Origin of the sequence: Serratia sp. CY56464, assembly GCF_052168435.1 — a bacterium.
Classification (GTDB): domain Bacteria; phylum Pseudomonadota; class Gammaproteobacteria; order Enterobacterales; family Enterobacteriaceae; genus Serratia; species Serratia marcescens.
On record NZ_JBJNMV010000001.1, the window covers coordinates 1,516,894 to 1,536,854 of the forward strand.

Here is a 19,961-nt window from a genome sequence, read left to right on the forward strand (position 1 = left end):
ATTACAGCGCAGGAGAATCCGGCATGAGCAACACCCTATACGAACGCTACCAACAGGCTAAAATCGATCACCCCGGCAAATACGCCCGCGATCTGGCGGCGATCCTTGGCGTCAGCGAAGCGGAGCTGACGCACGCCCGCGTCGGCCACGACGCCCGCCGCCTGCAGGCCGACGCGCGCACCCTGCTGACCGAGCTTGAGCAGGTCGGCGTCACCAAGTCCATCACCCGCAACAGCTATGCGGTGCATGAGCAGATGGGCCGCTACCGCAACCAGCACCTTAACGGCCACGCCGGGCTGATCCTCAACCCGCGCGAGCTGGATCTGCGTCTGTTCCTCAACCACTGGACCAGCGTTTTCGCCATGAGCGAAACCAACAAACGCGGCGTGCGCCACAGCATCCAGTTCTTCGACCAACAGGGCGATGCGCTGCACAAGGTCTACACCACCGAGGAAACCGATCTGCCGGCCTGGATGGCGCTGGTGGAACGCCATCTGAGCGAAGAAAACCCGGCGCTGACGCTGCAGCCCGTCGAGGCGAATACCGTTGATGAAACAACGCAAGATCATGCCAAAATCGACGCTGAATGGCGCGCGATGACCGACGTTCACCAGTTCTTCCAGCTGCTGAGCCGCAATAAACTCACGCGCCAGCAGGCGTTCCGCGCCGTCGGCGACGATCTGGCCTATCAGGTGGACAACAGCGCGCTGTCGCAGCTGCTGGAAGCAGCGCAGCAGCAGCAAAACGAGATCATGATATTCGTCGGCAACCGCGGCTGCGTGCAGATCTTCACCGGCCAGATCGAACGTTTGATGCCGCAGGAAGGTTGGATCAACGTGTTCAATCGCCGCTTCACGCTGCACCTGATCGAAGGCGCCATCGCCGAAAGCTGGATCACCCGCAAACCGACCAAGGACGGCATCGTCACCAGCCTGGAGCTGTTCGCCGCCGACGGCACGCAGATCGCGCAGCTGTATGGCCAACGCACCGAAGGCCAGCCGGAACAAACCCAGTGGCGCGAGCAGGTTGCCGCGCTCGCCGCCAAGGACATCGCCGCATGAAATCTTCCTTGATCCGCCGCCTGGCGCTGATGATGACGCTGGCGCTGCCGCTCACCGCGGCGGCGGCGCAGCGCATCGTCTCGATCGGCGGCGACGTGACGGAAATCGCCTTCGCGCTCGGCGCCGGCGACGACGTGATCGCCCGTGACAGCACCAGCTTGCACCCGGCGGCGGTGAAAACGCTGCCGGACGTCGGCTACATGCGCCAGCTGAATGCCGAAGGCATTTTGGCGCTCAAACCGACGCTGGTGCTGACGACCGAGCTGGCGCAACCGGCGCTGGTGCTCAAACAGCTGGCGGACAGCGGCGTCAAAGTGGTCAGCGTGCCGGGTGACACCACCCTGCAGGCGGTGCCGCAGAAAATCGCTACGATCGCCGCCGCGCTGCAACGCGTTGAGCAAGGCAAACAGCTGAGCGAGCGCTATCAACAGCAGCTGGCGGCGGTCGACACCTCTCCGCTGCCGGTCAAGGTGCTGTTTGTGATGAGCCACGGCGGCATTACGCCGATGGCCGCCGGGCAACACACCGCCGCCGACGCGGTGATCGCCGCCGCCGGACTGAAAAACGCCATGCAGGGCTTTGACCGCTACCGTCCGCTGTCGCAGGAAGGCGTCATCGCCAGCGCGCCGGATCTGTTGCTGGTCACCACCGACGGCGTGCGCACCCTCGGCGGCGAACAGCAGCTGTGGACGCTGCCGGGCCTGGCGTTGACGCCGGCAGGCAAGCAGCGCCGCGTACTGATCGTCGATGACATGGCGCTGCTGGGCTTCGGTCTGGATACGCCGGCGGCGCTGGCCAAGCTGCGCCACGCGGCGGAGCAAAAGTAATGCGCTGTCGCACCTCGCCTCAGTTGGCCATCATCGGTCTGCTGGTGCTGCTGACGCTGCTGGCGCTGGTCGCCGCCAACCTGGGCGCGCTGACGCTGTCGTTTCGCACCCTGTGGCGCGAACCTTTCAGCGACGCCGCCTGGCACATCTGGCTGAACATCCGTCTGCCGCGCGTGCTGCTGGCGGTAGTGATCGGCTGCGCATTGGCGGTGTCCGGCGCCGTAATGCAGGGACTGTTCCGCAACCCGCTGGCGGATCCTAGCCTGCTGGGTATCAGCAGCGGCGGCGCGCTGTTTGTCGCGCTGTTCATCGTGATGCCGCTGGCGTTGCCGGTGACGATCGCGCTGTACGGCCATATGCTGGCGGCGTTCCTCGGCAGCCTGCTGGTATCGTTGTTGATCTACGGCATCAGCCGCAGCGGGCACGGCAACCTGTCGCGGCTGCTGCTGGCGGGCATCGCCATCAACGCCCTGTGCATGGCGGCCATCGGCGTGCTCTCCTACGTCAGCAGCGATCAACAGCTGCGCCAGTTCTCGCTGTGGATGATGGGCAGCCTCAGCCAGTCGCAGTGGCCGACGCTGGCGGTTTCGGCCTCGCTGATCCTGCCTACGGCGCTGCTGACGCTGCTGCAGGCGCGCCGGCTGAACCTGTTGCAGTTGGGGGATGAAGAGGCCCACTATCTCGGGGTGAACGTCCAGCGCGCCAAGCTGCAACTGCTGTTGCTAAGCGCCCTGCTGATCGGTGCGGCGGTGGCGATGAGCGGCGTGATCGGTTTCGTCGGTCTGGTGGTGCCCCATCTGGTGCGCATGCGTCTCGGCGGCGATCACCGCTGGCTGCTGCCCTGCTCCGCGCTGGGCGGCGCCTGCCTGTTGCTGGTCAGCGATACGCTGGCGCGCACGCTGGTGGCGCCGGCCGAAATGCCGGTGGGGTTGATGACCAGCCTGATCGGCGGTCCTTACTTCTTGTGGCTGGTGATGCGCCAGCGGGAGCGAACCGGTGGATAACGCCGCTTGCCTGACGGCCCGAGAGCTGCGCTACAGCCTCGGTACGCGCCGCCTGATCAACGACGTTTCACTCAGCCTCGCCAGCGGTGAGATGGTGGCGATTATCGGCCCTAACGGCGCCGGAAAATCGACGCTGTTGCGCTTGCTGACCGGCTATCTGACGCCGGACTGCGGCGAATGCCGGCTGCTCGATCGCCCGCTGGAACACTGGGCGCCGCAGCAGTTGGCCAAAGTCCGGGCCGTGATGCGCCAGTACAGCGATCTGGCGTTTCCCTTCAGCGTGGAAGAAGTGGTCAGCATGGGGCGGGCGCCGCACGGCAAACGCGACGAGCATCAGGCGCTCCAACAGGTGATGGAACAAACCGACTGCCTGGCGCTGGCGCAGCGCGACTACCGTCAGCTTTCCGGCGGCGAACAACAACGGGTGCAGCTGGCGCGGGTGTTGGCGCAGCTGTGGCAGCCGCAACCGTCCCCCGCTTGGCTGTTCCTCGACGAGCCGACCTCGGCGCTGGACCTGTATCACCAGCAGCACACCCTGCGCCTGCTGCGCTCGCTGACGCGCCAACAGCCGCTGGGCGTCTGCTGCGTGCTGCACGATCTCAATCTGGCCGCGCTGTACGCCGATCGGATCCTGCTGTTGCATCAGGGCCGCCTGGTGGCGAGCGGCACGCCGCAGGAAGTGCTGCAGGCCGACATTCTCACCCGCTGGTATCAGGCCGATCTCGGCGTGGTGCATCATCCCGAAGCGTCGCTGCCGCAGGTCTATCTACGTCAATAACATCAAGGGCGCCATGAGGCGCCCTTTTTCATCTCAGCTGGAACAGGAAATCTCCAGATGTTTGCCCCAGTCCGGCGGCAGCGCGGCGAGATCGTCATACTCCGGCGCCTCGTCGAACGGCCTGAGCAGGGCCTGATGCAACCGCTGCAAACGGCCCACGTCGTCTTTTTCTGCGTCCTCAATCGCCTGCTGCGCCAGATAGTTGCGCAGGATCAGGCGCGGGTTCACCGCCTTCATCGCCCGTTGCCGTTCCGCATCGCTGACCTGTTCCTGTTGCAAACGCTGACGATACTGCTGATACCAGGCGTCGAACGCCGCACGGTCGATAAACTCGTCGCGCAGCGGCGAGTGCGCCTGCTGCTGTTCAGTGTCGCTCAACAGGCGGAACGTGCGGGTATAGTCCCGCCCTTCCTGCGCCATCAGGCTCAACAAACCGGTGAGCACGTCATTATCCTGCGCCGTCGGCGTGAAGAAGCCGAGTTTGGCGCGCATCTGTTCACCGTAGGCGCGCATCAGCGCGGGCTCATACGCCGCCAGCGCCTGCTGCAGCTGCTCGGTGGTCATCAACCCAGACAGAGTTTGCGCCAGGCGATGCAGGTTCCACAGCGCCACCGCCGGCTGATTGTCGAAGGCGTAACGTCCCTGGTGATCGGAGTGGTTGCAGATATAGCCGGGCTGGTAGTCGTCCAGGAAGCCATAAGGGCCGTAATCGATGGTGATGCCGAGAATCGACATATTGTCGGTGTTCATCACGCCGTGGGCGAAACCGACGGTTTGCCAATGGGCGATCAAACGCGCCGTGCGTTCGACCACGTCGGTAAACCACAGCTGGTAACGCTCAGCCTGATCCTGCAGCTGTGGCCAGTGATGGGCGATGACGAAATCCGCCAGCTGCCGCACTTGCTCCGGCTGTTTACGGTAATAAAAGTGTTCAAAGTGGCCGAAGCGCACATGGCTTTCCGCCACCCGCATCAGCATGGCGCCGCGTTCCGGCTGCTCGCGATATACCGGTTGTTGGCTGGTGACGATGGTCAACGCTCGGGTGGTGGGGATCCCCAGATGGTGCAGCGCCTCAGAGGCCAGAAACTCGCGGATCACCGAACGCAGCACCGCGCGGCCATCACCCATGCGCGAATACGGCGTCAGCCCGGCTCCCTTCAGGTGCCAGTCGCGGTGGCTGCCGTCCGCCAGGCGCTGTTCGCCCAACAAAATACCACGGCCATCCCCCAGTTGCCCGGCCCACACGCCGAACTGGTGGCCACTGTACACCTGCGCCAGCGGCTGCATGCCCGGTAGCAGCGTTTCTCCCGCCCAAATCGGGGTTTTATCCTGAGTAAACCAGCTTTCATCCAGCCCCAGTTCACGCGCCAGCGGCTCGCTATGGTACAGCAGGCGCGCATCCTTAAGCGGCGTTGGATTCAGAGCGGTGTAGAAACCTAGTAACTGTTGGTAGTAAGCGTTATCGAACTGCGGCATAGGCCCTCCGTTTCAGCGTAGTGTAGAGCGTGAACGGGCGGATTAACACCGAAGGAATGCAGGGAGAACGCATCCGCCTGCCGTCAGGACGGATGCAGGGAGTTTGGCGCTTCCGCCTGGCGGGGGGAACGCGGTTTAACGCTGGCGGATAAACGCGGTTATCAGCCCAAAACGAGGTGAATAACGACGGCGGGATCACGGTAGCCTCACTCCGCGCATTATTGACCTCATAGGGTGTAGTTTTTTATATCACTTCTTAATTATTGAACTCGCTGGGCATCGTCAGCAAAGCCTGCAGATTATCCACACCAACGCTGGGCCATAAAAAACCTTGCAGGCCTAAAACACCGGCGTATCTGAGTTTATTAAAATACTCTTTTTTCTCTATTCCTCCGACGATCACGCCTTTACATAACAGGTTGATATTCTTTAACAACGAGTCAATGACCACGTCATACCCCTGATGGGTAAACAGCTGCCAGTAAAAACGTTTGTCTATCTTTACGTAGTCAAACAAACCATCGTACAACGCAGTCAACGTGGCCTTACCGGAACCGAAATCATCGAGCCACAGCGTAAACATTTCGCTTAATCGCTGCACGCTCGGGTTGTTCTTGCCGGCCGAAAGATTCGGAAAACTCTCACTGATTTCAAATGCAATAAAAGGATATTGCCCGATCCTTTGGCACAACGCCGAATCGGAAAGAATAAGCTCAACGATGGTTTCTTCGATATTGATGGTCAACTGCACGTTGTTACCGGTAAACCAAGCCGCATGCTGCTCCGCAAGTTTCAGTTGCTCATTAAATAACTCAATCCTTTGTTCAGGCGCCAATAAATTAATCCCAATTTCGGCCGGCATGGCTAAATCACCATCTAGACTGTTGAAACGGCTCAACATTTCCACCGCCAACAGCCCGCCCTCCATTGAGTAAACAGGTTGAAAAACATAGCTACTAATAAAGTCAGCTTCGAGTTGGATGTTCATTTTAATGCCACAGGATGAATGGCTAGCGTATCATCGTATATCAATATATTTTATCGATCAATCCCTCTGGGATTAATCGGAAATATCAATGTAAATACCCATGAAATATCATTTAATTGATAGATTAAAGCTATACGACAATCGTGAAAGGCGCAAAGAAAAGCAGCCGGACTTATGCCATGGCGGGCGCCAAACGCGTTATGCAAAATGGTATTTGACTTAAGTTGAATGGATTTATGGCTAAATTTGACTTATCTCCTTTGTTTTATTTAAGAAAAATCCTAAATAAAGTAAAATAATCTTTCCTCCTTAACGCCAATTTTTCCTGCCGTTAACGACGACTGATTAAATTTAATAACGCATCAATTCCGCCCGTTATTCGCGGCATTGAAAACGTAAAAAAATGCCCACCTTGATTTTCAGAAAATCTGCGCTACCGCCATGCAAAACGTCGATTTCAGCAATAAAAAAAGGGATGAGCACGCTCATCCCTTCATCACCTGGCCTGCGCGCGCTAGCGGATCGTTTCGCTCAGCCATTGCCGCAGCTCGGCTAATTCGGCCGCCTGCTGAGGATAGTCCGCCATCAGTCGGTCACAGCAAGCGGCAACGGGCTCGCTTCGATACGCGCAGCCCACCAGCATTTCCGCCAACCGCTGCAGCGGGGCGGGATTCAGGCTGTCGGTGAATACCTGCGCGCGAACGATCGTCCCCTTCTCCACATCGAAGAACAGGTCTACACCGCCCCAGACAAAGCGCTCGTTGAGCAAGTGGCTGAACGCCGGCGCCTTGCCAAAATTCCATTCCCAGCTGCTCTGTTTGGCGAACTGCGCGGCAAAATCGGGCAGTTCGGGGAATACATCCGGCGAAATGATCTCCGGCTCGGCCGTCTCGCCATAGTGGGCGAAGAAGGCCTGAACGATCGCCTCACACACCAGCTCATGGCTGATGCCCGGCAAAAACTCCGCCAGATTGGCGACGCGCGAACGCACCGAGGTGATGCCCTTGGCCTGCAGTTTTTTGGGATCCGGATTGAGGTAGTCCGCCAGCCGTTCCAGATCGGCATTCAGCAGCAGCGTGCCATGGTGGAAACCGCGATCCTGCGTTTCTCGATAGGCCGATCCGGATATTTTTCGCGGCCCGTCGGCGGTTTCCATCACCAGATCGTTGCGCCCCGACGCGCCGGCTGTGACGCCCAACTGCCGCAGCGCTTGCAGAATGATGTCGGTCGAGACACTCTTGTCGTAGCCCGGTTTGCCGGCCATAAAGGTGAAGCAGGTATTGCCCAGATCGTGAAATACCGCCCCGCCGCCGCTGCTGCGCCGCGCCAACCGAATGCCGTCCTGCTCCATACGCCGGGTATTGCACTCTTTCCAGGGGTTTTGCGACTGGCCAATCACCACCGTTTCGGCATTGCGCCACAGGAAGAGAATCTTTTGCGTGGTCATTTCGCGGAAGATGCACTCTTCCACCGCCAGGTTGAACCAGGGATCGTAGGAGTCGGAGATCAGTAAACGCAGGCTGTTCATGGCAGGCACCGTTCAAAACACGAGATGCCGCCATGATACACCAAATCAACGGGTTAAGGCTAAATGCGTCGCGCCTGCCAGTACACCCGCTTCCAGTAGACGTTATCGAGCGAGGAGCGGATCACCCCGCGGCTGGTCGACGCGTGGATAAATTGGTCGTTGGTATCGTAAATGCCGACGTGCAGGCCGTTCTCACCGCCGCCGGTTTTGAAAAATACCAGATCGCCCGGCATCAGCTCATCGCGTGAAACCTTGGTGCCCAGGGAGGTCTGTTCTTCGGTCGAACGCGGCAGTTGCATATCGAAACGATCGCGGAACGTGCGGTAAACAAAGCCGGAACAATCTACGCCGCCGCGATCCAGACCACCGTAACGGTATGGCGTGCCGTACCACTGGCGCAACTGTTCGTTGAGCTGGGCCACCACCACGATAGAGTCCGCCAGGCGGCCGCTGGGCGGCGGCGCATGGCTGCTACACCCGGCGAGGATCAAACTGGCTAATAAAAACCACACACGCATCCGCATAATATCCCTTCATTGAACACGTCGCCGCATTATGCCATCCGGTACACCACCGCCTGCGAGGCAAAGCCGGCATCACGTAAGGAGAGCGCCATTTGGCGTTAATTTATCTCCCGCACGATGAAAAAGGCAAGCGCCATAAGGGAGATAATGGCGGGATCGCCGGTTTTGGCGCTATTCCGGCGATTTTGTCTCGGGTTTGCTGTTAATCAGCCAGACGCCGAACAGAATAAACAGCGTGCCCAACGTTTTCAGCAGCGTAGCGGACTCGTTAAACCACGGCAGGATCACCGCCGCCAGGTAAACCAGCGCATAGCTGACGCTCAGCAGAGGATAAGCGCGGTTTAACGGCAGATGGCGCAGCGCAAAGAACCAACACAGCATCGACAGCGCATAACCGAAGATGCCGCCGCCCACCGCCAGCAGCGGCAACCCGTTGTCGCCGATCAGCGCCAACGAGACGTCGGCGAACGACATCAGCGGGATCTGCACCATGCCCCACTTCATCAGCAACTGCGCCAGCGTCACCAGCAGTACGCTGGCGGCGCCCCAGGCATAGCCCTTCATGAATGCACGCTCATCAGCAGGATCCCCAGCATAATCGACGCCACGCCGCACCAGTGGCGAACGGTCGTCGGCTCATGAAACAGCCAGCGCGCCGCCAGCGTCACCATCACGAAGTTCAGACTGAGCATCGGGTAAGCCAGGCTGAGCGGCAGGCGTTGCAACACATTGAGCCACACCGCCATGCCCAGCCCCAACAGCAACACCGCCAGCGCCAACCAGCGTAGCGTCTGTTTCAGCCGCGCCTCGTCTGCCCGTTCCCAGCAGTGCGCCGCCTGTTTCTGGCACAGCTGCCCACCACAGGTGAGCAGGCTGACCACTATCACCAACAAAAAACCGATCATGGTTGCTGTTTATACCACATCAGCACCAGGCGGTTCATACGATCCACCTTGTCTGCGACCGGCAGCTCCTGCGGCAGCGCTTCATCACGGGATAGCTGCAACACCAGCGACACATTGCCCTGCTTGCGCGCCTGCGCCAGCCACTGCGGGAAGTCGGCATCGCTGATCAGGTGCCCCTTGGCGTCCGGGTACTCAAGACCATAGGCCACCTCGCCTTTCTGGCTGTACATCAGCACGTCGCTGCGCTTCAGTTCCCAAGCCAGGCCGGCCGCCAATCCGACGCTGTCGCTCAACACATAGCGGCTGTCGCTCAGTTCGGCCATCGTGGCGCGGGCGAAGTTTTGCGGCAGTTTGGAATCGGTCACCTGTTGCGGAATGGCGTAACCGATCACCAGGCACAGCAGCACCGGGCAAGCCGCCGCCCAGCGCCATTGGCGGCCGTTATCGCGCGCAGAAACCAATGCGAACAGCAGCCAGCCGCCGAAGGCGATCAGGCCGAGCACCACTTTCGGCCACTCCTGGGGAGTAAACAGATGCGCTTTCGGCAGCAGACCGGAGCTCAACACCACCAGCGCCACGATGCCAATCAGCCCGAACAGGCCGTTCAACCAGGCATTGGCCTTGAACAGCTTGGCGCGCAGCGTGGCGGCATAGTCTTCCGCATAGGCGGTCATCAGCAGCGCCAGCGGCGCCATGCACGGCAGAATGTAGGTCGGCAGCTTGCCTTTGGCGATGCTGAAGAAGATCAGCGGCATCAGCGCCCAGCTCAGCAGGAAGAACAGCTCCGGACGCTGTACGCGCTCGCGCCAACCTTTGAGCAGCGCGCCGGGCAGCAGCGCCAGCCAAGGCAGCACCGCCGCCAGCAGAACCGGCAGGTAATACCAGAACGGCGCCTTGTGTTGAGCATTATCTTCGGCGAAACGCTGAATATGCTCGACCCAGAAGAAATAATTCCAGAAATCGGGTTCGCGTTGCGCGATAGCCAGCGCCCACGGCAGGCTGAGCAGCGTAGCGGTCACGATCGCCACCGGGCCATAGCACAGCAGATCCTTGATGCGGCGTTGCTGAATGACGATCGGGATCACCGCGATCACCGGCACCGCCAGCGCCAGGAAGCCCTTGGTCATAAAGCCCATGCCACAGGCCAGGCCCAGCAATGCGTAAGCGCCCAGCTTGCCCTTGACCGAGGAGGCCTGCAGCGTCAGGTAATAGCTGACCATCGCCGCCGCCAGCCACAGCGAAATCATCGGATCCAACACGCTGTAAGTGCCGATGCTGAACACCAGCACCATCGACAGGAACATCAACATCGCCAGGCTGGCGCGGCGCGCATTGCGCCACATCAGCATCGCCAGCGCGAACACCAGCAATGCGGTCATGCCGGTGCTGAACACCGAGCCGAAGCGCACCGCAAAGTTATTTTCGCCAAACAGCCACTGGCTGATGTTATTGAACCAGTAACCCGCTACCGGCTTCTCGAAATAACGCAGCCCCAGCAGATGCGGCACCACCCAATCGCCGCGTTGCAGCATTTCACGACTGATCTCGGCATAACGCGTTTCATCCGGCTGCCACAGCAGGCGGCCGTTAAGCGGGATCAGGTAAACCAGAGCAAAAAAAACGGCCAGCAGAATGGCCCAGGATCCTTTTAGCGCCTTCATGTAACGTCCTTCACATCGGTTTGACAGCCCAGCCAACCTTCGCGGCCGGGGAAAGGAGCGCGCTTGATGCGGCCCAACGGCAGTGACGCCAAATCTTGCGGTAACAGCGCGCTCAGCGGACAGAATTCGATGCCCTGCCGCTGTGCGCGTTGCAATAACTGTTCGAACATCGCCGCTTGCGACATGCCTTCCACTTCGGTGTGAATGGTGTACACCGGCACGCCGCGATCGTTCTCGATGGCGCGCAGAATGTAGTCGTTGAAGTCGGCCATGCTGACTTCGCTGCCGATCACTTCGTCAAAGGTCGGCAACGTGACCGGGATCTGCACCGTACCGTGACGCCCATCGCTCAGCACCGGACGAAACGGATGGGTGCCGCGGCAATCGCTGTTGTAATGGAAGCCGAAGCGCTGCTTGACCTCCAGCACGCGCGTATCGGCGCGCCAGCCCGCCACGGCGGAGCATTTCACCGGCTGGCCGGTGCAGGCGCTCAGGGCGTCGACGCCCCGCTGCACCTGCTCGGTCAGCTGCGCCTCGCTCCACTTGCCGACCTTGGCCTGCCAGCCCTGGTGATCCCAGGCGTGCAGCCCGACTTCATGGCCGGCTTCGGCGGTGCGCTTCATCAGCGGCCCCAACGCGCGCGAAATATTGCGCCCCGGCCAGGCGGTGCCGGCCAGCAGAATATCCAGGCCGTACAGCGAGGCGGCGTTCGAACGCAGCATTTTCCACAGAAATTTCGGACGCAAAAGGCGCCAAAGATGGCGCCCCATGTTGTCCGGTCCCACGCTGAAGAAGAAGCTGGCCTGAATGTCGTACTTTTCGAACAGGTCCAGCAACTGCGGCACCCCTTCACGGGTGCCGCTGAAGGTATCTACATCAACCCGCAGACCGACTTTCTTCATGCACCGTTCCCTTCCTGAACGGTAGTGCGCAGGAAGTAGTCCAGCGTATCGGCGACGGTTTGCTTCATCTCGATGGTCGGCTGCCAGCCCAGCAGACGGTGAGCGTTTTTGATGCTCGGCGTGCGGTGCTCGACGTCCTGGTAACCTTTGCCGTAGTAGCTGCTGCTCTCTACGTCCTTGAAGCCGGCAAACGGCGGGAAGCGGTCGCGCAACGGGTGGTTGTTGAAGCTTTCCAGCAGCATTTCCGCCAGCTCGCGAATGCTCGCTTCGTTGGTCGGGTTGCCGATGTTGACGATCTGGCCGTCGCACAGGCCGTCGCGGTTCTCGATGATGCGGAACAGCGCTTCGATGCCGTCGTTGATGTCAGTGAAGCAACGTTTCTGCGCGCCGCCGTCCATCAGTTTGATCGGCGAACCTTCCACCAGGTTGAGGATCAGCTGAGTGATGGCGCGGGAAGAACCGATGCGCGCAGCGTCCAGGTTATCCAGACGCGGCCCCATCCAGTTGAACGGACGGAACAGCGTGAACTTCAGGCCTTCTTTGGCGCCGTAAGCCCAGATCACCCGATCCAGCAGCTGTTTGGAGACCGAATAGATCCAGCGCTGCTTGTTGATTGGCCCGACGATCAGACGCGAATGGTCTTCGTCGAACTCTTTGTCGTCGCACATGCCATACACTTCTGAGGTGGACGGGAAGATGATGCGCTTGTTGTATTTCACGCAGTCGCGAACGATCTTCAGGTTCTCTTCGAAGTCCAGCTCGAACACGCGCAGCGGGTTACGGGTGTATTCGATCGGCGTCGCGATCGCCACCAGCGGCAGCACCACGTCGCATTTCTTGATGTGATACTCGATCCACTCGGAGTGGATGCTGATGTCGCCTTCCACAAAGTGGAAACGCGGGTTGTCGAGGAAGCGGCTGATGGCGTCAGAACCGATATCCAGACCGTAGATGTCGTAGCGGTCGTCGCGCAGCAGGCGCTCGGTCAGGTGGTTGCCGATGAAGCCGTTAACCCCGAGGATCAGCACGCGGGTGCGGCGTTTCATTACGGCGTTCGGCTTGGCGGCCAAACGCACATCGGTGACGATGCCCATTTCCTGCGCCAGGCGGCTGCCCTGCACGTACAGACCGCTGTCGTTCTGACCGGCGACGATCTCCAGCGCGCCTTCGCCACAGGCGATGACCAGCGGCGAGGTGCTCAGCACGGTGCCCGGCTGTTTATCGTGTTGGGTGTCCAGCACGCGAGAGCGCCAGACAATCAGTTTGCGCTGGCCGAGGTAGCTGAACGCGCCCGGGTACGGCTCCGTGACGGCGCGCACCAGGTTATTGATCTCTTTAGCGGATTTGTGCCACAGGATCTCGCCGTCCGCCGCGGTGCGACGGCCGAAGTAGCTGGCCTGAGACTCATCCTGCCGGGTGAAGGTGGCGGTGCCGTTCTTCAGTTTCGGCAGTTGCTCTTTCAACACGACCTGCGCGGCTTCCAGCACTTTTTTGTGCAGCGTCAGCGCGGTGTCGTTGTCTGCGATGGTCACTTTCTGCTGACCGACGATGTCACCGGCGTCCGGGCGTTTCACCATTTTATGCAGCGTGGCGCCGGTTTCGGTTTCGCCATTCACCAGCGCCCAGTTCACCGGCGCGCGGCCGCGGTAACGCGGCAGCAGCGAGCCGTGCAGGTTGAAACCGCCCTGCGGCGCCAGCGACAAGATCTCGTCGCTCAGCATGTGACGGTAATAGAACGAGAAGATCACGTCCGGCTGCAGTGCGCGAATGCGGTCAACCCACAGCGGGTGATTTACGTCTTCCGGCGCATAGACCGGCAGATCCAATTCGGCGCCCAAACGGGCCACAGAGGAGAAGAAGTTGTTCTCACCAGGGTCGTCGGTGTGCGTGAACACGGCCTGCACGTCATAACCCGCCTCAGTCAGCGCTTTCAGACCTGCGCAGCCAATATCATGGTAAGCAAATACAATAGCTTTCATCATTCTTCTTCCTGAGTATTGTGGTCATGCTGTGCACCGACCACTTTCTGAACAAAATAGCGAGGACGCGCACGCACGTCGGTATAGATGCGGCCGATGTATTCACCCAACAGTCCCATGCCGACAAACTGGGCGCCGATAAAGGTGAACAGGACGGCGAAAAGGGTGAACACGCCGCCGGCGGCCCATTCAGGGCCGAGCAGCAGACGCAGTGCAATCAGCACCAGCGCCAGCACAAATCCGGACAGCGCCACGATGCTGCCGACCACGCTGAGCAAACGCAGCGGTGTGGTGGTCAGGCAGGTGATCAGGTCATACATCAGGTTGATCAGCTTCATCAGGCTGTACTTGGAGTCGCCAAACTCGCGTTCGGCGTGACGCACGTCGATCTCGGTCGTGCGGCGGGCGAAGGTGTTCGCCAGAATCGGGATAAAGGTGCTGCGCTCATGGCAGTGCAGCATCGCCTCAACGATATGACGGCGGTAGGCGCGCAGCATGCAGCCGTAGTCCCCCATCGACTTGCCGGTGGCGCGTTGAATCATCATGTTGATCACGCGCGAGGCGCTTTTGCGGAACCAGGAGTCCTGACGGTTGGCGCGCACGGTGCCCACCACGTCATAGCCCTCTTCCGCCACGCTGACCAAACGAGGGATCTCCTCCGGCGGGTTCTGCAGATCGGCGTCCAGCGTAATCACCAGATCGCCGGTCACCTGGTTGAAACCGGCCATGATCGCCGAGTGCTGGCCGTAGTTGCGGTTCAGCAAAACGGCGATCACGTGGCTGTCCGGCTTTTCCGCCGCCGCGGTCAGCATGTCAGCGGAGTTGTCGCTGCTGCCATCGTCGACGAGGATGATTTCATAAGGTTGAGATAACTGCTTACAGGCGGCAGTAGTACGCTCCAGCAACGCCGGCAGGCTTTCCTGCTCGTTGTATACCGGGATGACTACCGACACTTTTTTAATCGGTTCAACGCGAGACACGTAAAGACTCCACAACAGAAGACAAGGCATTGACCACGCGATCCACGTCGGCGTCGGTCATGTCAGGGAATAGCGGTAAGGTGCACAGCCGCGCCGAGTTCCATTCGGTATTCGGCAAAGAAAGCTGTGGATAACGCTCACGGTAGAATTTCTGGGTGTGCGCGGCGCGGAAATGCAGCCCGGTGCCGACGCCAACCTCTTTCAGGCGCTCCATCAGCTGGTCGCGATCGATGCCGCAACGCGCCGGATCGACGCGGACCATGAACAGGTGCCAGGCGTGGTCATGCGGATAATCCGGCACGCCCAACGGTTGGAACGGCGAGCCTTCCAACGCGCTCAGGTAGCGCTGTGCCAGCGCCTTACGCCGTGCGTTCAGCTCAGCGAAGCGTGACAGCTGCACCACGGCGATCGCCGCGTGAATGTCGGACAGGTTGTACTTGTAACCCGGCTCCACCACTTCGGCCTGCGGTTTGCGGCCTAGCTGCTGGCGATCGAAGGCATCGACGGCCAGACCATGGAACTTCAGACAACGCAGGCGATCCGCCAGCGCATCGTCATCGGTGGCTATCAGGCCGCCTTCGGCGCAGGTCACGTTTTTAATCGCATGGAAAGAGAAAATCGCCGTGCCGCGTGCGCCGACCCATTCGCCGTTGTAGCGCGTGCCGACCGCATGGGCGGCGTCTTCGATCAGCGGTAAGCGGTGGCGTTCGGCCACGGCGCGCAGCGCATCCATCTGCAGGGGAGCACCGGCATAATGCACCGGAACAATCGCTTTGGTATTGGGGGTGATGGCAGCTTCGACATCGGCGGCGCTGACCATTAGCGTATCACGGTCAACGTCGATCATCACCGGCGTGGCGCCCAGCAGCTCAATCATGTTGAGGGTGGAAACCCAGGTTTGCGAAGGGGTGATGACTTCGTCGCCGGGGCCGATGCCCAGCGCCATCAGCGTGATGTGCATGCCCGCCGTGGCGGAACTGACGGCGATGGCGTGCTTACAGCCGAAAGTGGAACAGAAGTCATTTTCCAGTTGCTGGTTTTGCGGCCCGGTGGTGATCCAGCCGGAACGCAGCACTTTCTCTACCGCGGCAATTTCTTCGTCGCCGATGGCCGGACGAGAGAAAGGCAAAAATTGATCCATAGTTAACCCCAAACGTATCGAACTGCTTTTGATGACACTGTAAATCCCTTTCGTTTAACGAATATTAAACGCCAGAGAAGAATCGTTTCCGTGGATTAACTGCCAATGTAAGGCCGCAAGCTTAACTAAACCTTAAGACGAGGATTGTCATCAGTAGGAGAACTGATGGATAGGCGCCGTCATCATTAATTTAATTTTATTATGAAAATCAAGTAATTATATTTATTAATAATTATTTACTTATTTTATTTTTGCCGAATCAAGCGTAGCACGTCATTGGCGTTTTTCAAGAAAACTCACGAGAAAATGAGAGGCAGCACAATAATAGCCGATGATTACCCGGCTATTTATATTCACTATGTTTAGTTTTCGTTTACATTTATGCCGCGGGACGAATTAAGCCGTGCGGGTCATGATCCAACGCTGGTTCCCCACCCATTGCAGGTGGAAATCCACTTCATAGATCTGCGACAACAGTGCGGGTGCCATCACCTCACGGGTGATGCCCTGCGCGACCAACTGCCCAGCGTGCAACAACCAAACCCGATCGGCCTGCTGCAGGGTATGATTCAGATCGTGCGCGCACACCAGCGCGCTTCGCCCACTTTGGCAGAATTCGCGCAGCAGGCGATCCAGAGCGACCTTTTGCGCCACATCCAGGCTATTGGTCGGTTCATCCAGCAGCAACAATCGGCTGTGCGGGTTGACGCTGGGCCATACCTGCAGCAATACCGCCGCCAGCCGCACCCGTTGCCATTCGCCACCGGAAAGCTGTGTCAGCATGCGTGACAGTTTATCCACCAGCTTCAACCGCTGGCACAGATAGAGGATGGTGTGCTCCACTTCGGTTTGCGCCGCGCCGGCAGGCCGGTGCAACGCCAAATACTGAAACACCGGCATCAGCGACACCGGCGGCTGTTGCTGGCTGAGATAACCGCGTCGGCGCGCCAGCTCGCTCCCCGGATAATCGGCTAACGCGCGTCCGTCCAGGCAGACTTCGCCCAGCCCCGGCAGCATGCCCGCCACCCGCGCCAGCAGGGTACTCTTCCCTGCGCCATTTGGGCCGATCAGGTGAACCTGCAACCCGCCGTCAATCTGTGCCGAAAAAGGCGCCAGGCGCCCCGCCACCCCAACCTCAACGAGTTGCAGCATCCGTATTATCCTGCCAGCGCTTGTTTCACCGCCGCCACCAGCGCCGGATCCTCAGGTGTGGTGTCAGGCGAGAAGCGCTGGATCACCGTGCCGTCGCGCGCGATAAGGAATTTCTCGAAGTTCCACAGAATGTCGCCGGGGTGCTTCGGCGCACGCCCCTTGCTGGTCATCCGCGCCAGGAACTCGCTGCCTTCCGGCGCGACAGCCTCCGGCTGTGCGGCAATCAACGCTTGATACAGCGGATGACGGTGTTCGCCGTTCACCTCAATCTTGGCAAACATGGGGAATTGCACGCCGAAGGTTCCGCGACAAAACGCCAGGATCTCTTCGTTGCTGCCCGGCTCCTGGCCCAGGAATTCATTGGACGGGAACCCCAGGACTTCCAGCCCTCGTTCGCGATAGGTTTCGTACAGCGCTTCCAGCCCTTCGTACTGCTTGGTCAGGCCGCACTCCGAGGCCACGTTGACCACCAGCAGCACCTTGCCCTGATAGGCACCCAGCGTGGTCGTCTGATTTTCGATGGTTTGTAACGGCAGGTTGTCGATTGGCTTGCTCATCGGTTGTCATCCTTTGGTTTTTTAATGGCAGGTGAATGAAGAAAACTACCTTACGCCTTTTGTCCGGGTCAGTAACCAGATAAATAGCGGCGCCCCCAGCGTGGCGGTCACCACGCCGATCGGCAGCTCGGCCGCCAGCAGCGCAACGCGAGCGATCACATCGGCCACCAGCAACACCCCGGCCCCCGCCAGCGCGCAGGCCGGCAGCAGATAGCGCTGGTCTGTCAGGCCAGTGAGCCGCAAAATATGCGGGATCACCAGCCCAACGAAGCCGATCACCCCGGCGAGCGCCACGCTGACGCCTACCAGCCAGCCGATCGCCAGTACCAGCAGGTTACGCCACAAATGCAGCGACAGCCCGAGCTGGCGCGCCTGCACCTCGCCGAGCGCCATCAGATTGAGCGCTCGGCCCTGGCCACACAGCCACAGCAACACCGGCAGCAGCGCCAGCACCAGCCACTTTTGGCGCCAGTCGACGCCGCCGAAACCGCCCATCATCCAGTACATCAGCTGCCGCAGATCGAGGCTGGTGCTGAAATAGACCGCCCAGGTCATCAGCGCGCTGCACACGATGCCCAGCGCCACGCCGACCAGCAACAGCCTTGCATTGGTCAGACGTCGCCGGCGAGCGAAACCCAGCAGCAAGAAGGTCATCGCCAGCGCACCGGCTATCGCGGCGGCGCTCATCAGCGCCACCGGCAACAAACCGTGCCCCAACAACACCGTCAGCACCAACGCTACGCCGGCGCCGTTAGCGACGCCCAGCAGACCGGGCTCCGCCAGAGGATTTTCAAACAGCGCCTGCATCACCGCGCCCGTCACCGCCAGGGCTGCGCCGACCAGCATCACCGCCAGCGCGCGCGGCAAACGCAGTTGCCAAACGAACAGTTGCGCTCGATCGCTGAACCACGCTGACGGCCATATCCATTGGTCGCCGGCGCAAAGGCTGACCAGCAACGCCACCACCACGCCCAGCGCCAACAGACCGAGCTGGCGTTTATCGCGGTAGCGTTGATGTTGCAACAGTAAGGTGAAGGTACGGCTGGTTGGCATGGCGCGGCGGTTCCCTGCCGGCCGCTGTCGTGGCCGGATAATTGACGTTTGAGTCGAATATTAGGGGGTTAACGCCGCAAGGGGAAGTCTTGCGTGGATCGTGGCTCAGGAAAGCAGCGGCTGGCCTTGCCCGTCATCGCAGCAATGATGGCAAAACCAGCCGCCGATAAACTCAGGGATTAACGATGCGGACCGGCGTTGCCCGGCGGATAAGGTTGGCCGCGGCCGTCATCGCGGCGGTCATGGTCACCGCGATCGTCATGCCGGCGGTCGTGGTCGCGACTATCGCGATCGCCGTGGAATGGATTGCCGCTGCGTTCCGGTTCACGATGCGCATAGCCACGCGGCGGCGAAGGTTGCCAGCGTCCGCCGTCCCAGTACATACCGCGCGCATTGCGCTCACCCAGGCCGCGGCCCTGGTGCGCATGCCACCACTGCGGGGGACGCCAGTCGTAGCCATCCCAGTAATAGCCACGGCGGTCCTGATCCCCCAAATGCAGGGAAACGCCCGGCACGTTGATATCGACGGAGACATCGGCCTGTGCCGCCAGCGGCAGCAACAGCGGGAAACACACCAGCAACAGGATCTTTTTCATTTTGCCTTCTCACTCTATTTTTCTTGCTGCAGTGGTTATATCAGTGCGCTTATTTAGCGACTATCTCACCGGCGCCTATTTTCAGATCGTTTTCGACGGCCTTACACAATCCCGACACTGTTTGCCGCCGCCTTTAATTATTATTGCCTCTGCCAAGGCTTAACGAATAACTGACATCGCTTAAGCGGCACGACAATGATAATTAAACGGTTCCCCACCGGAGGATAATAAGATGATTAAACGTATCGGTATGCTGCTGGCCGTGGTCGCCCTCGCCTCAACCCTTAGCGCCTGCTGCTGGGGCCCGCACGGCGGCGGCGGCCATCGCGGCGACGGCCCTGGCCATTATTACGGCCGTTATTGAAGCGGGAAATAAAAGCCACGCATTATACGAAATAAGATATGAGAATATTCTGCAATTAAGGGAGATGATTTTCGCCGTGCCAACTTAACGGCTCAATGAAGTCTTGTCTTATCGATTAGGAATAAACTGAATTTTGTCTCAGAAAAGAAAAAGGCCGCGCAAGCGGCCTTTTTTGATGTCACGTCACTCACCCTTTCGGGCTGGCGTTTTCTACCCGGCTTTTCAGCTTCTGCCCCGGACGGAAGGTCACCACGCGGCGCGCCGTAATCGGAATGTCTTCGCCGGTCTTCGGGTTACGCCCCGGACGTTGGTTCTTGTCACGCAGATCAAAGTTGCCAAAACCCGACAGTTTTACCTGTTCGCCATTCTCAAGGGCCCGACGGACCTCTTCAAAGAACAGTTCCACCAGGTCTTTGGCGTCCCGTTTGCTAAGCCCAAGCTTCTCAAACAGGTGTTCTGACATTTCAGCTTTAGTAAGCGCCATA

General features: G+C 59.8%; 21 protein-coding genes. 5 read left to right on the plus strand and 16 right to left on the minus strand.

Going from position 1 to position 19,961, the window contains the following annotated elements:
• Positions 1-23: 23 nt before the first annotated feature.
• Genes ACJ8KE_RS07320 through ACJ8KE_RS07335 form a run of 4 tightly spaced genes read left to right on the plus strand, consistent with a single transcriptional unit; the run spans position 24 to position 3,670 of the window.
• On the plus strand, positions 24-1,061 hold the full coding sequence (locus ACJ8KE_RS07320) for a hemin-degrading factor (protein ID WP_016927946.1): 1,038 nt from the start codon (positions 24-26) through the stop codon (positions 1,059-1,061).
• Positions 1,058-1,888 carry a heme/hemin ABC transporter substrate-binding protein gene (locus ACJ8KE_RS07325; protein ID WP_016927947.1) on the plus strand — a complete coding sequence of 277 codons (831 nt, stop codon included), beginning with the start codon at positions 1,058-1,060 and terminating at the stop codon, positions 1,886-1,888. The genes ACJ8KE_RS07320 and ACJ8KE_RS07325 overlap by 4 nt, the downstream gene beginning before the upstream one ends.
• Positions 1,888-2,892, plus strand: a complete 1,005-nt coding sequence (locus ACJ8KE_RS07330) for a FecCD family ABC transporter permease (protein WP_016927948.1) — start codon at positions 1,888-1,890, stop codon at positions 2,890-2,892. Before ACJ8KE_RS07325 ends, ACJ8KE_RS07330 begins: the two co-directional genes overlap by 1 nt.
• A complete protein-coding gene (locus tag ACJ8KE_RS07335; RefSeq protein ID WP_016927949.1) occupies positions 2,885-3,670 on the plus strand; it encodes a heme ABC transporter ATP-binding protein in 786 nt (261 codons plus the stop codon). Before ACJ8KE_RS07330 ends, ACJ8KE_RS07335 begins: the two co-directional genes overlap by 8 nt.
• 33 nt (positions 3,671-3,703) lie before the next feature.
• Here ACJ8KE_RS07335 and ACJ8KE_RS07340 read toward each other — a convergent pair whose 3' ends face one another.
• The 15 genes from ACJ8KE_RS07340 to ACJ8KE_RS07410 form a co-directional block, all read right to left on the minus strand.
• Positions 3,704-5,146: a protein adenylyltransferase SelO gene (locus ACJ8KE_RS07340; RefSeq protein ID WP_442517187.1), complete on the minus strand. Its 1,443-nt coding sequence runs from the start codon at positions 5,144-5,146 to the stop codon at positions 3,704-3,706.
• Positions 5,147-5,402: 256 nt separating this feature from the next.
• Positions 5,403-6,134 carry an EAL domain-containing protein gene (locus ACJ8KE_RS07345; RefSeq protein ID WP_416170349.1) on the minus strand — a complete coding sequence of 244 codons (732 nt, stop codon included), beginning with the start codon at positions 6,132-6,134 and terminating at the stop codon, positions 5,403-5,405.
• A gap of 514 nt (positions 6,135-6,648) precedes the next feature.
• Positions 6,649-7,662, minus strand: coding sequence for a lipoate--protein ligase A (locus ACJ8KE_RS07350; protein WP_289527422.1), 1,014 nt, complete (start codon positions 7,660-7,662; stop codon positions 6,649-6,651).
• Between the two features lie 59 nt (positions 7,663-7,721).
• Positions 7,722-8,186, minus strand: a complete 465-nt coding sequence (locus ACJ8KE_RS07355) for an NlpC/P60 family protein (protein WP_016927954.1) — start codon at positions 8,184-8,186, stop codon at positions 7,722-7,724.
• Between the two features lie 171 nt (positions 8,187-8,357).
• Positions 8,358-8,750 carry a 4-amino-4-deoxy-L-arabinose-phosphoundecaprenol flippase subunit ArnF gene (arnF, locus tag ACJ8KE_RS07360; protein WP_016927955.1) on the minus strand — a complete coding sequence of 131 codons (393 nt, stop codon included), beginning with the start codon at positions 8,748-8,750 and terminating at the stop codon, positions 8,358-8,360.
• The gene (gene arnE / locus ACJ8KE_RS07365) at positions 8,747-9,091 is read right to left on the minus strand and encodes a 4-amino-4-deoxy-L-arabinose-phosphoundecaprenol flippase subunit ArnE (RefSeq protein WP_004931404.1); all 345 of its coding nucleotides are present in this window, start codon (positions 9,089-9,091) and stop codon (positions 8,747-8,749) included. The genes arnF and arnE overlap by 4 nt, the downstream gene beginning before the upstream one ends.
• Positions 9,088-10,752, minus strand: coding sequence for a lipid IV(A) 4-amino-4-deoxy-L-arabinosyltransferase (gene arnT, locus ACJ8KE_RS07370; protein ID WP_016927956.1), 1,665 nt, complete (start codon positions 10,750-10,752; stop codon positions 9,088-9,090). Before arnT ends, arnE begins: the two co-directional genes overlap by 4 nt.
• Positions 10,749-11,654 (minus strand): 4-deoxy-4-formamido-L-arabinose-phosphoundecaprenol deformylase, encoded by a 906-nt coding sequence (gene arnD / locus ACJ8KE_RS07375; RefSeq protein WP_016927957.1) that lies wholly within the window; start codon positions 11,652-11,654, stop codon positions 10,749-10,751. Before arnD ends, arnT begins: the two co-directional genes overlap by 4 nt.
• Positions 11,651-13,633: a bifunctional UDP-4-amino-4-deoxy-L-arabinose formyltransferase/UDP-glucuronic acid oxidase ArnA gene (gene arnA / locus ACJ8KE_RS07380; protein ID WP_033641428.1), complete on the minus strand. Its 1,983-nt coding sequence runs from the start codon at positions 13,631-13,633 to the stop codon at positions 11,651-11,653. Before arnA ends, arnD begins: the two co-directional genes overlap by 4 nt.
• Positions 13,633-14,613 (minus strand): undecaprenyl-phosphate 4-deoxy-4-formamido-L-arabinose transferase, encoded by a 981-nt coding sequence (arnC, locus tag ACJ8KE_RS07385; protein WP_015377702.1) that lies wholly within the window; start codon positions 14,611-14,613, stop codon positions 13,633-13,635. Before arnC ends, arnA begins: the two co-directional genes overlap by 1 nt.
• Positions 14,600-15,754 (minus strand): UDP-4-amino-4-deoxy-L-arabinose aminotransferase, encoded by a 1,155-nt coding sequence (gene arnB, locus ACJ8KE_RS07390; RefSeq protein WP_033640509.1) that lies wholly within the window; start codon positions 15,752-15,754, stop codon positions 14,600-14,602. The genes arnC and arnB overlap by 14 nt, the downstream gene beginning before the upstream one ends.
• Positions 15,755-16,150: 396 nt before the next feature.
• A complete protein-coding gene (gene btuD, locus ACJ8KE_RS07395; RefSeq protein WP_016927960.1) occupies positions 16,151-16,906 on the minus strand; it encodes a vitamin B12 ABC transporter ATP-binding protein BtuD in 756 nt (251 codons plus the stop codon).
• Positions 16,907-16,911: 5 nt separating this feature from the next.
• The gene (locus tag ACJ8KE_RS07400) at positions 16,912-17,463 is read right to left on the minus strand and encodes a glutathione peroxidase (protein ID WP_004931411.1); all 552 of its coding nucleotides are present in this window, start codon (positions 17,461-17,463) and stop codon (positions 16,912-16,914) included.
• Positions 17,464-17,508: 45 nt separating this feature from the next.
• Positions 17,509-18,516, minus strand: a complete 1,008-nt coding sequence (gene btuC, locus ACJ8KE_RS07405; protein WP_442517188.1) for a vitamin B12 ABC transporter permease BtuC — start codon at positions 18,514-18,516, stop codon at positions 17,509-17,511.
• A gap of 179 nt (positions 18,517-18,695) precedes the next feature.
• Positions 18,696-19,112: a DUF2502 domain-containing protein gene (locus ACJ8KE_RS07410; RefSeq protein ID WP_016927962.1), complete on the minus strand. Its 417-nt coding sequence runs from the start codon at positions 19,110-19,112 to the stop codon at positions 18,696-18,698.
• A gap of 232 nt (positions 19,113-19,344) precedes the next feature.
• Here ACJ8KE_RS07410 and ACJ8KE_RS07415 point away from each other — a divergent pair, with 232 nt between their 5' ends.
• Positions 19,345-19,476 carry a hypothetical protein gene (locus ACJ8KE_RS07415; protein ID WP_016927963.1) on the plus strand — a complete coding sequence of 44 codons (132 nt, stop codon included), beginning with the start codon at positions 19,345-19,347 and terminating at the stop codon, positions 19,474-19,476.
• 187 nt (positions 19,477-19,663) lie between these two features.
• On the opposite strand, the gene ihfA is transcribed toward ACJ8KE_RS07415, so the two are convergent.
• Positions 19,664-19,960 carry an integration host factor subunit alpha gene (gene ihfA / locus ACJ8KE_RS07420; protein ID WP_004931414.1) on the minus strand — a complete coding sequence of 99 codons (297 nt, stop codon included), beginning with the start codon at positions 19,958-19,960 and terminating at the stop codon, positions 19,664-19,666.
• Position 19,961: the final 1 nt, after the last annotated feature.

Excerpts from the sequence above, each read along its gene's own strand:
- ACJ8KE_RS07415 (WP_016927963.1), top strand. The coding sequence starts at position 19,345 with ATGATTAAACGTATCGGTATGCTGCTGGCCGTGGTCGCCCTCGCCTCA.
- ihfA (WP_004931414.1), bottom strand. The coding sequence starts at position 19,960 with ATGGCGCTTACTAAAGCTGAAATGTCAGAACACCTGTTTGAGAAGCTT.
- arnD (WP_016927957.1), bottom strand. The coding sequence starts at position 11,654 with ATGAAGAAAGTCGGTCTGCGGGTTGATGTAGATACCTTCAGCGGCACC.
- btuD (WP_016927960.1), bottom strand. The coding sequence starts at position 16,906 with ATGCTGCAACTCGTTGAGGTTGGGGTGGCGGGGCGCCTGGCGCCTTTT.
- ACJ8KE_RS07320 (WP_016927946.1), top strand. The coding sequence starts at position 24 with ATGAGCAACACCCTATACGAACGCTACCAACAGGCTAAAATCGATCAC.
- ACJ8KE_RS07325 (WP_016927947.1), top strand. The coding sequence starts at position 1,058 with ATGAAATCTTCCTTGATCCGCCGCCTGGCGCTGATGATGACGCTGGCG.
- arnT (WP_016927956.1), bottom strand. The coding sequence starts at position 10,752 with ATGAAGGCGCTAAAAGGATCCTGGGCCATTCTGCTGGCCGTTTTTTTT.
- ACJ8KE_RS07340 (WP_442517187.1), bottom strand. The coding sequence starts at position 5,146 with ATGCCGCAGTTCGATAACGCTTACTACCAACAGTTACTAGGTTTCTAC.
- ACJ8KE_RS07355 (WP_016927954.1), bottom strand. The coding sequence starts at position 8,186 with ATGCGGATGCGTGTGTGGTTTTTATTAGCCAGTTTGATCCTCGCCGGG.
- arnE (WP_004931404.1), bottom strand. The coding sequence starts at position 9,091 with ATGATCGGTTTTTTGTTGGTGATAGTGGTCAGCCTGCTCACCTGTGGT.
- ACJ8KE_RS07400 (WP_004931411.1), bottom strand. The coding sequence starts at position 17,463 with ATGAGCAAGCCAATCGACAACCTGCCGTTACAAACCATCGAAAATCAG.
- ACJ8KE_RS07330 (WP_016927948.1), top strand. The coding sequence starts at position 1,888 with ATGCGCTGTCGCACCTCGCCTCAGTTGGCCATCATCGGTCTGCTGGTG.
- ACJ8KE_RS07350 (WP_289527422.1), bottom strand. The coding sequence starts at position 7,662 with ATGAACAGCCTGCGTTTACTGATCTCCGACTCCTACGATCCCTGGTTC.
- arnA (WP_033641428.1), bottom strand. The coding sequence starts at position 13,633 with ATGAAAGCTATTGTATTTGCTTACCATGATATTGGCTGCGCAGGTCTG.
- arnF (WP_016927955.1), bottom strand. The coding sequence starts at position 8,750 with ATGAAGGGCTATGCCTGGGGCGCCGCCAGCGTACTGCTGGTGACGCTG.
- ACJ8KE_RS07345 (WP_416170349.1), bottom strand. The coding sequence starts at position 6,134 with ATGAACATCCAACTCGAAGCTGACTTTATTAGTAGCTATGTTTTTCAA.
- btuC (WP_442517188.1), bottom strand. The coding sequence starts at position 18,516 with ATGCCAACCAGCCGTACCTTCACCTTACTGTTGCAACATCAACGCTAC.
- arnB (WP_033640509.1), bottom strand. The coding sequence starts at position 15,754 with ATGGATCAATTTTTGCCTTTCTCTCGTCCGGCCATCGGCGACGAAGAA.
- ACJ8KE_RS07410 (WP_016927962.1), bottom strand. The coding sequence starts at position 19,112 with ATGAAAAAGATCCTGTTGCTGGTGTGTTTCCCGCTGTTGCTGCCGCTG.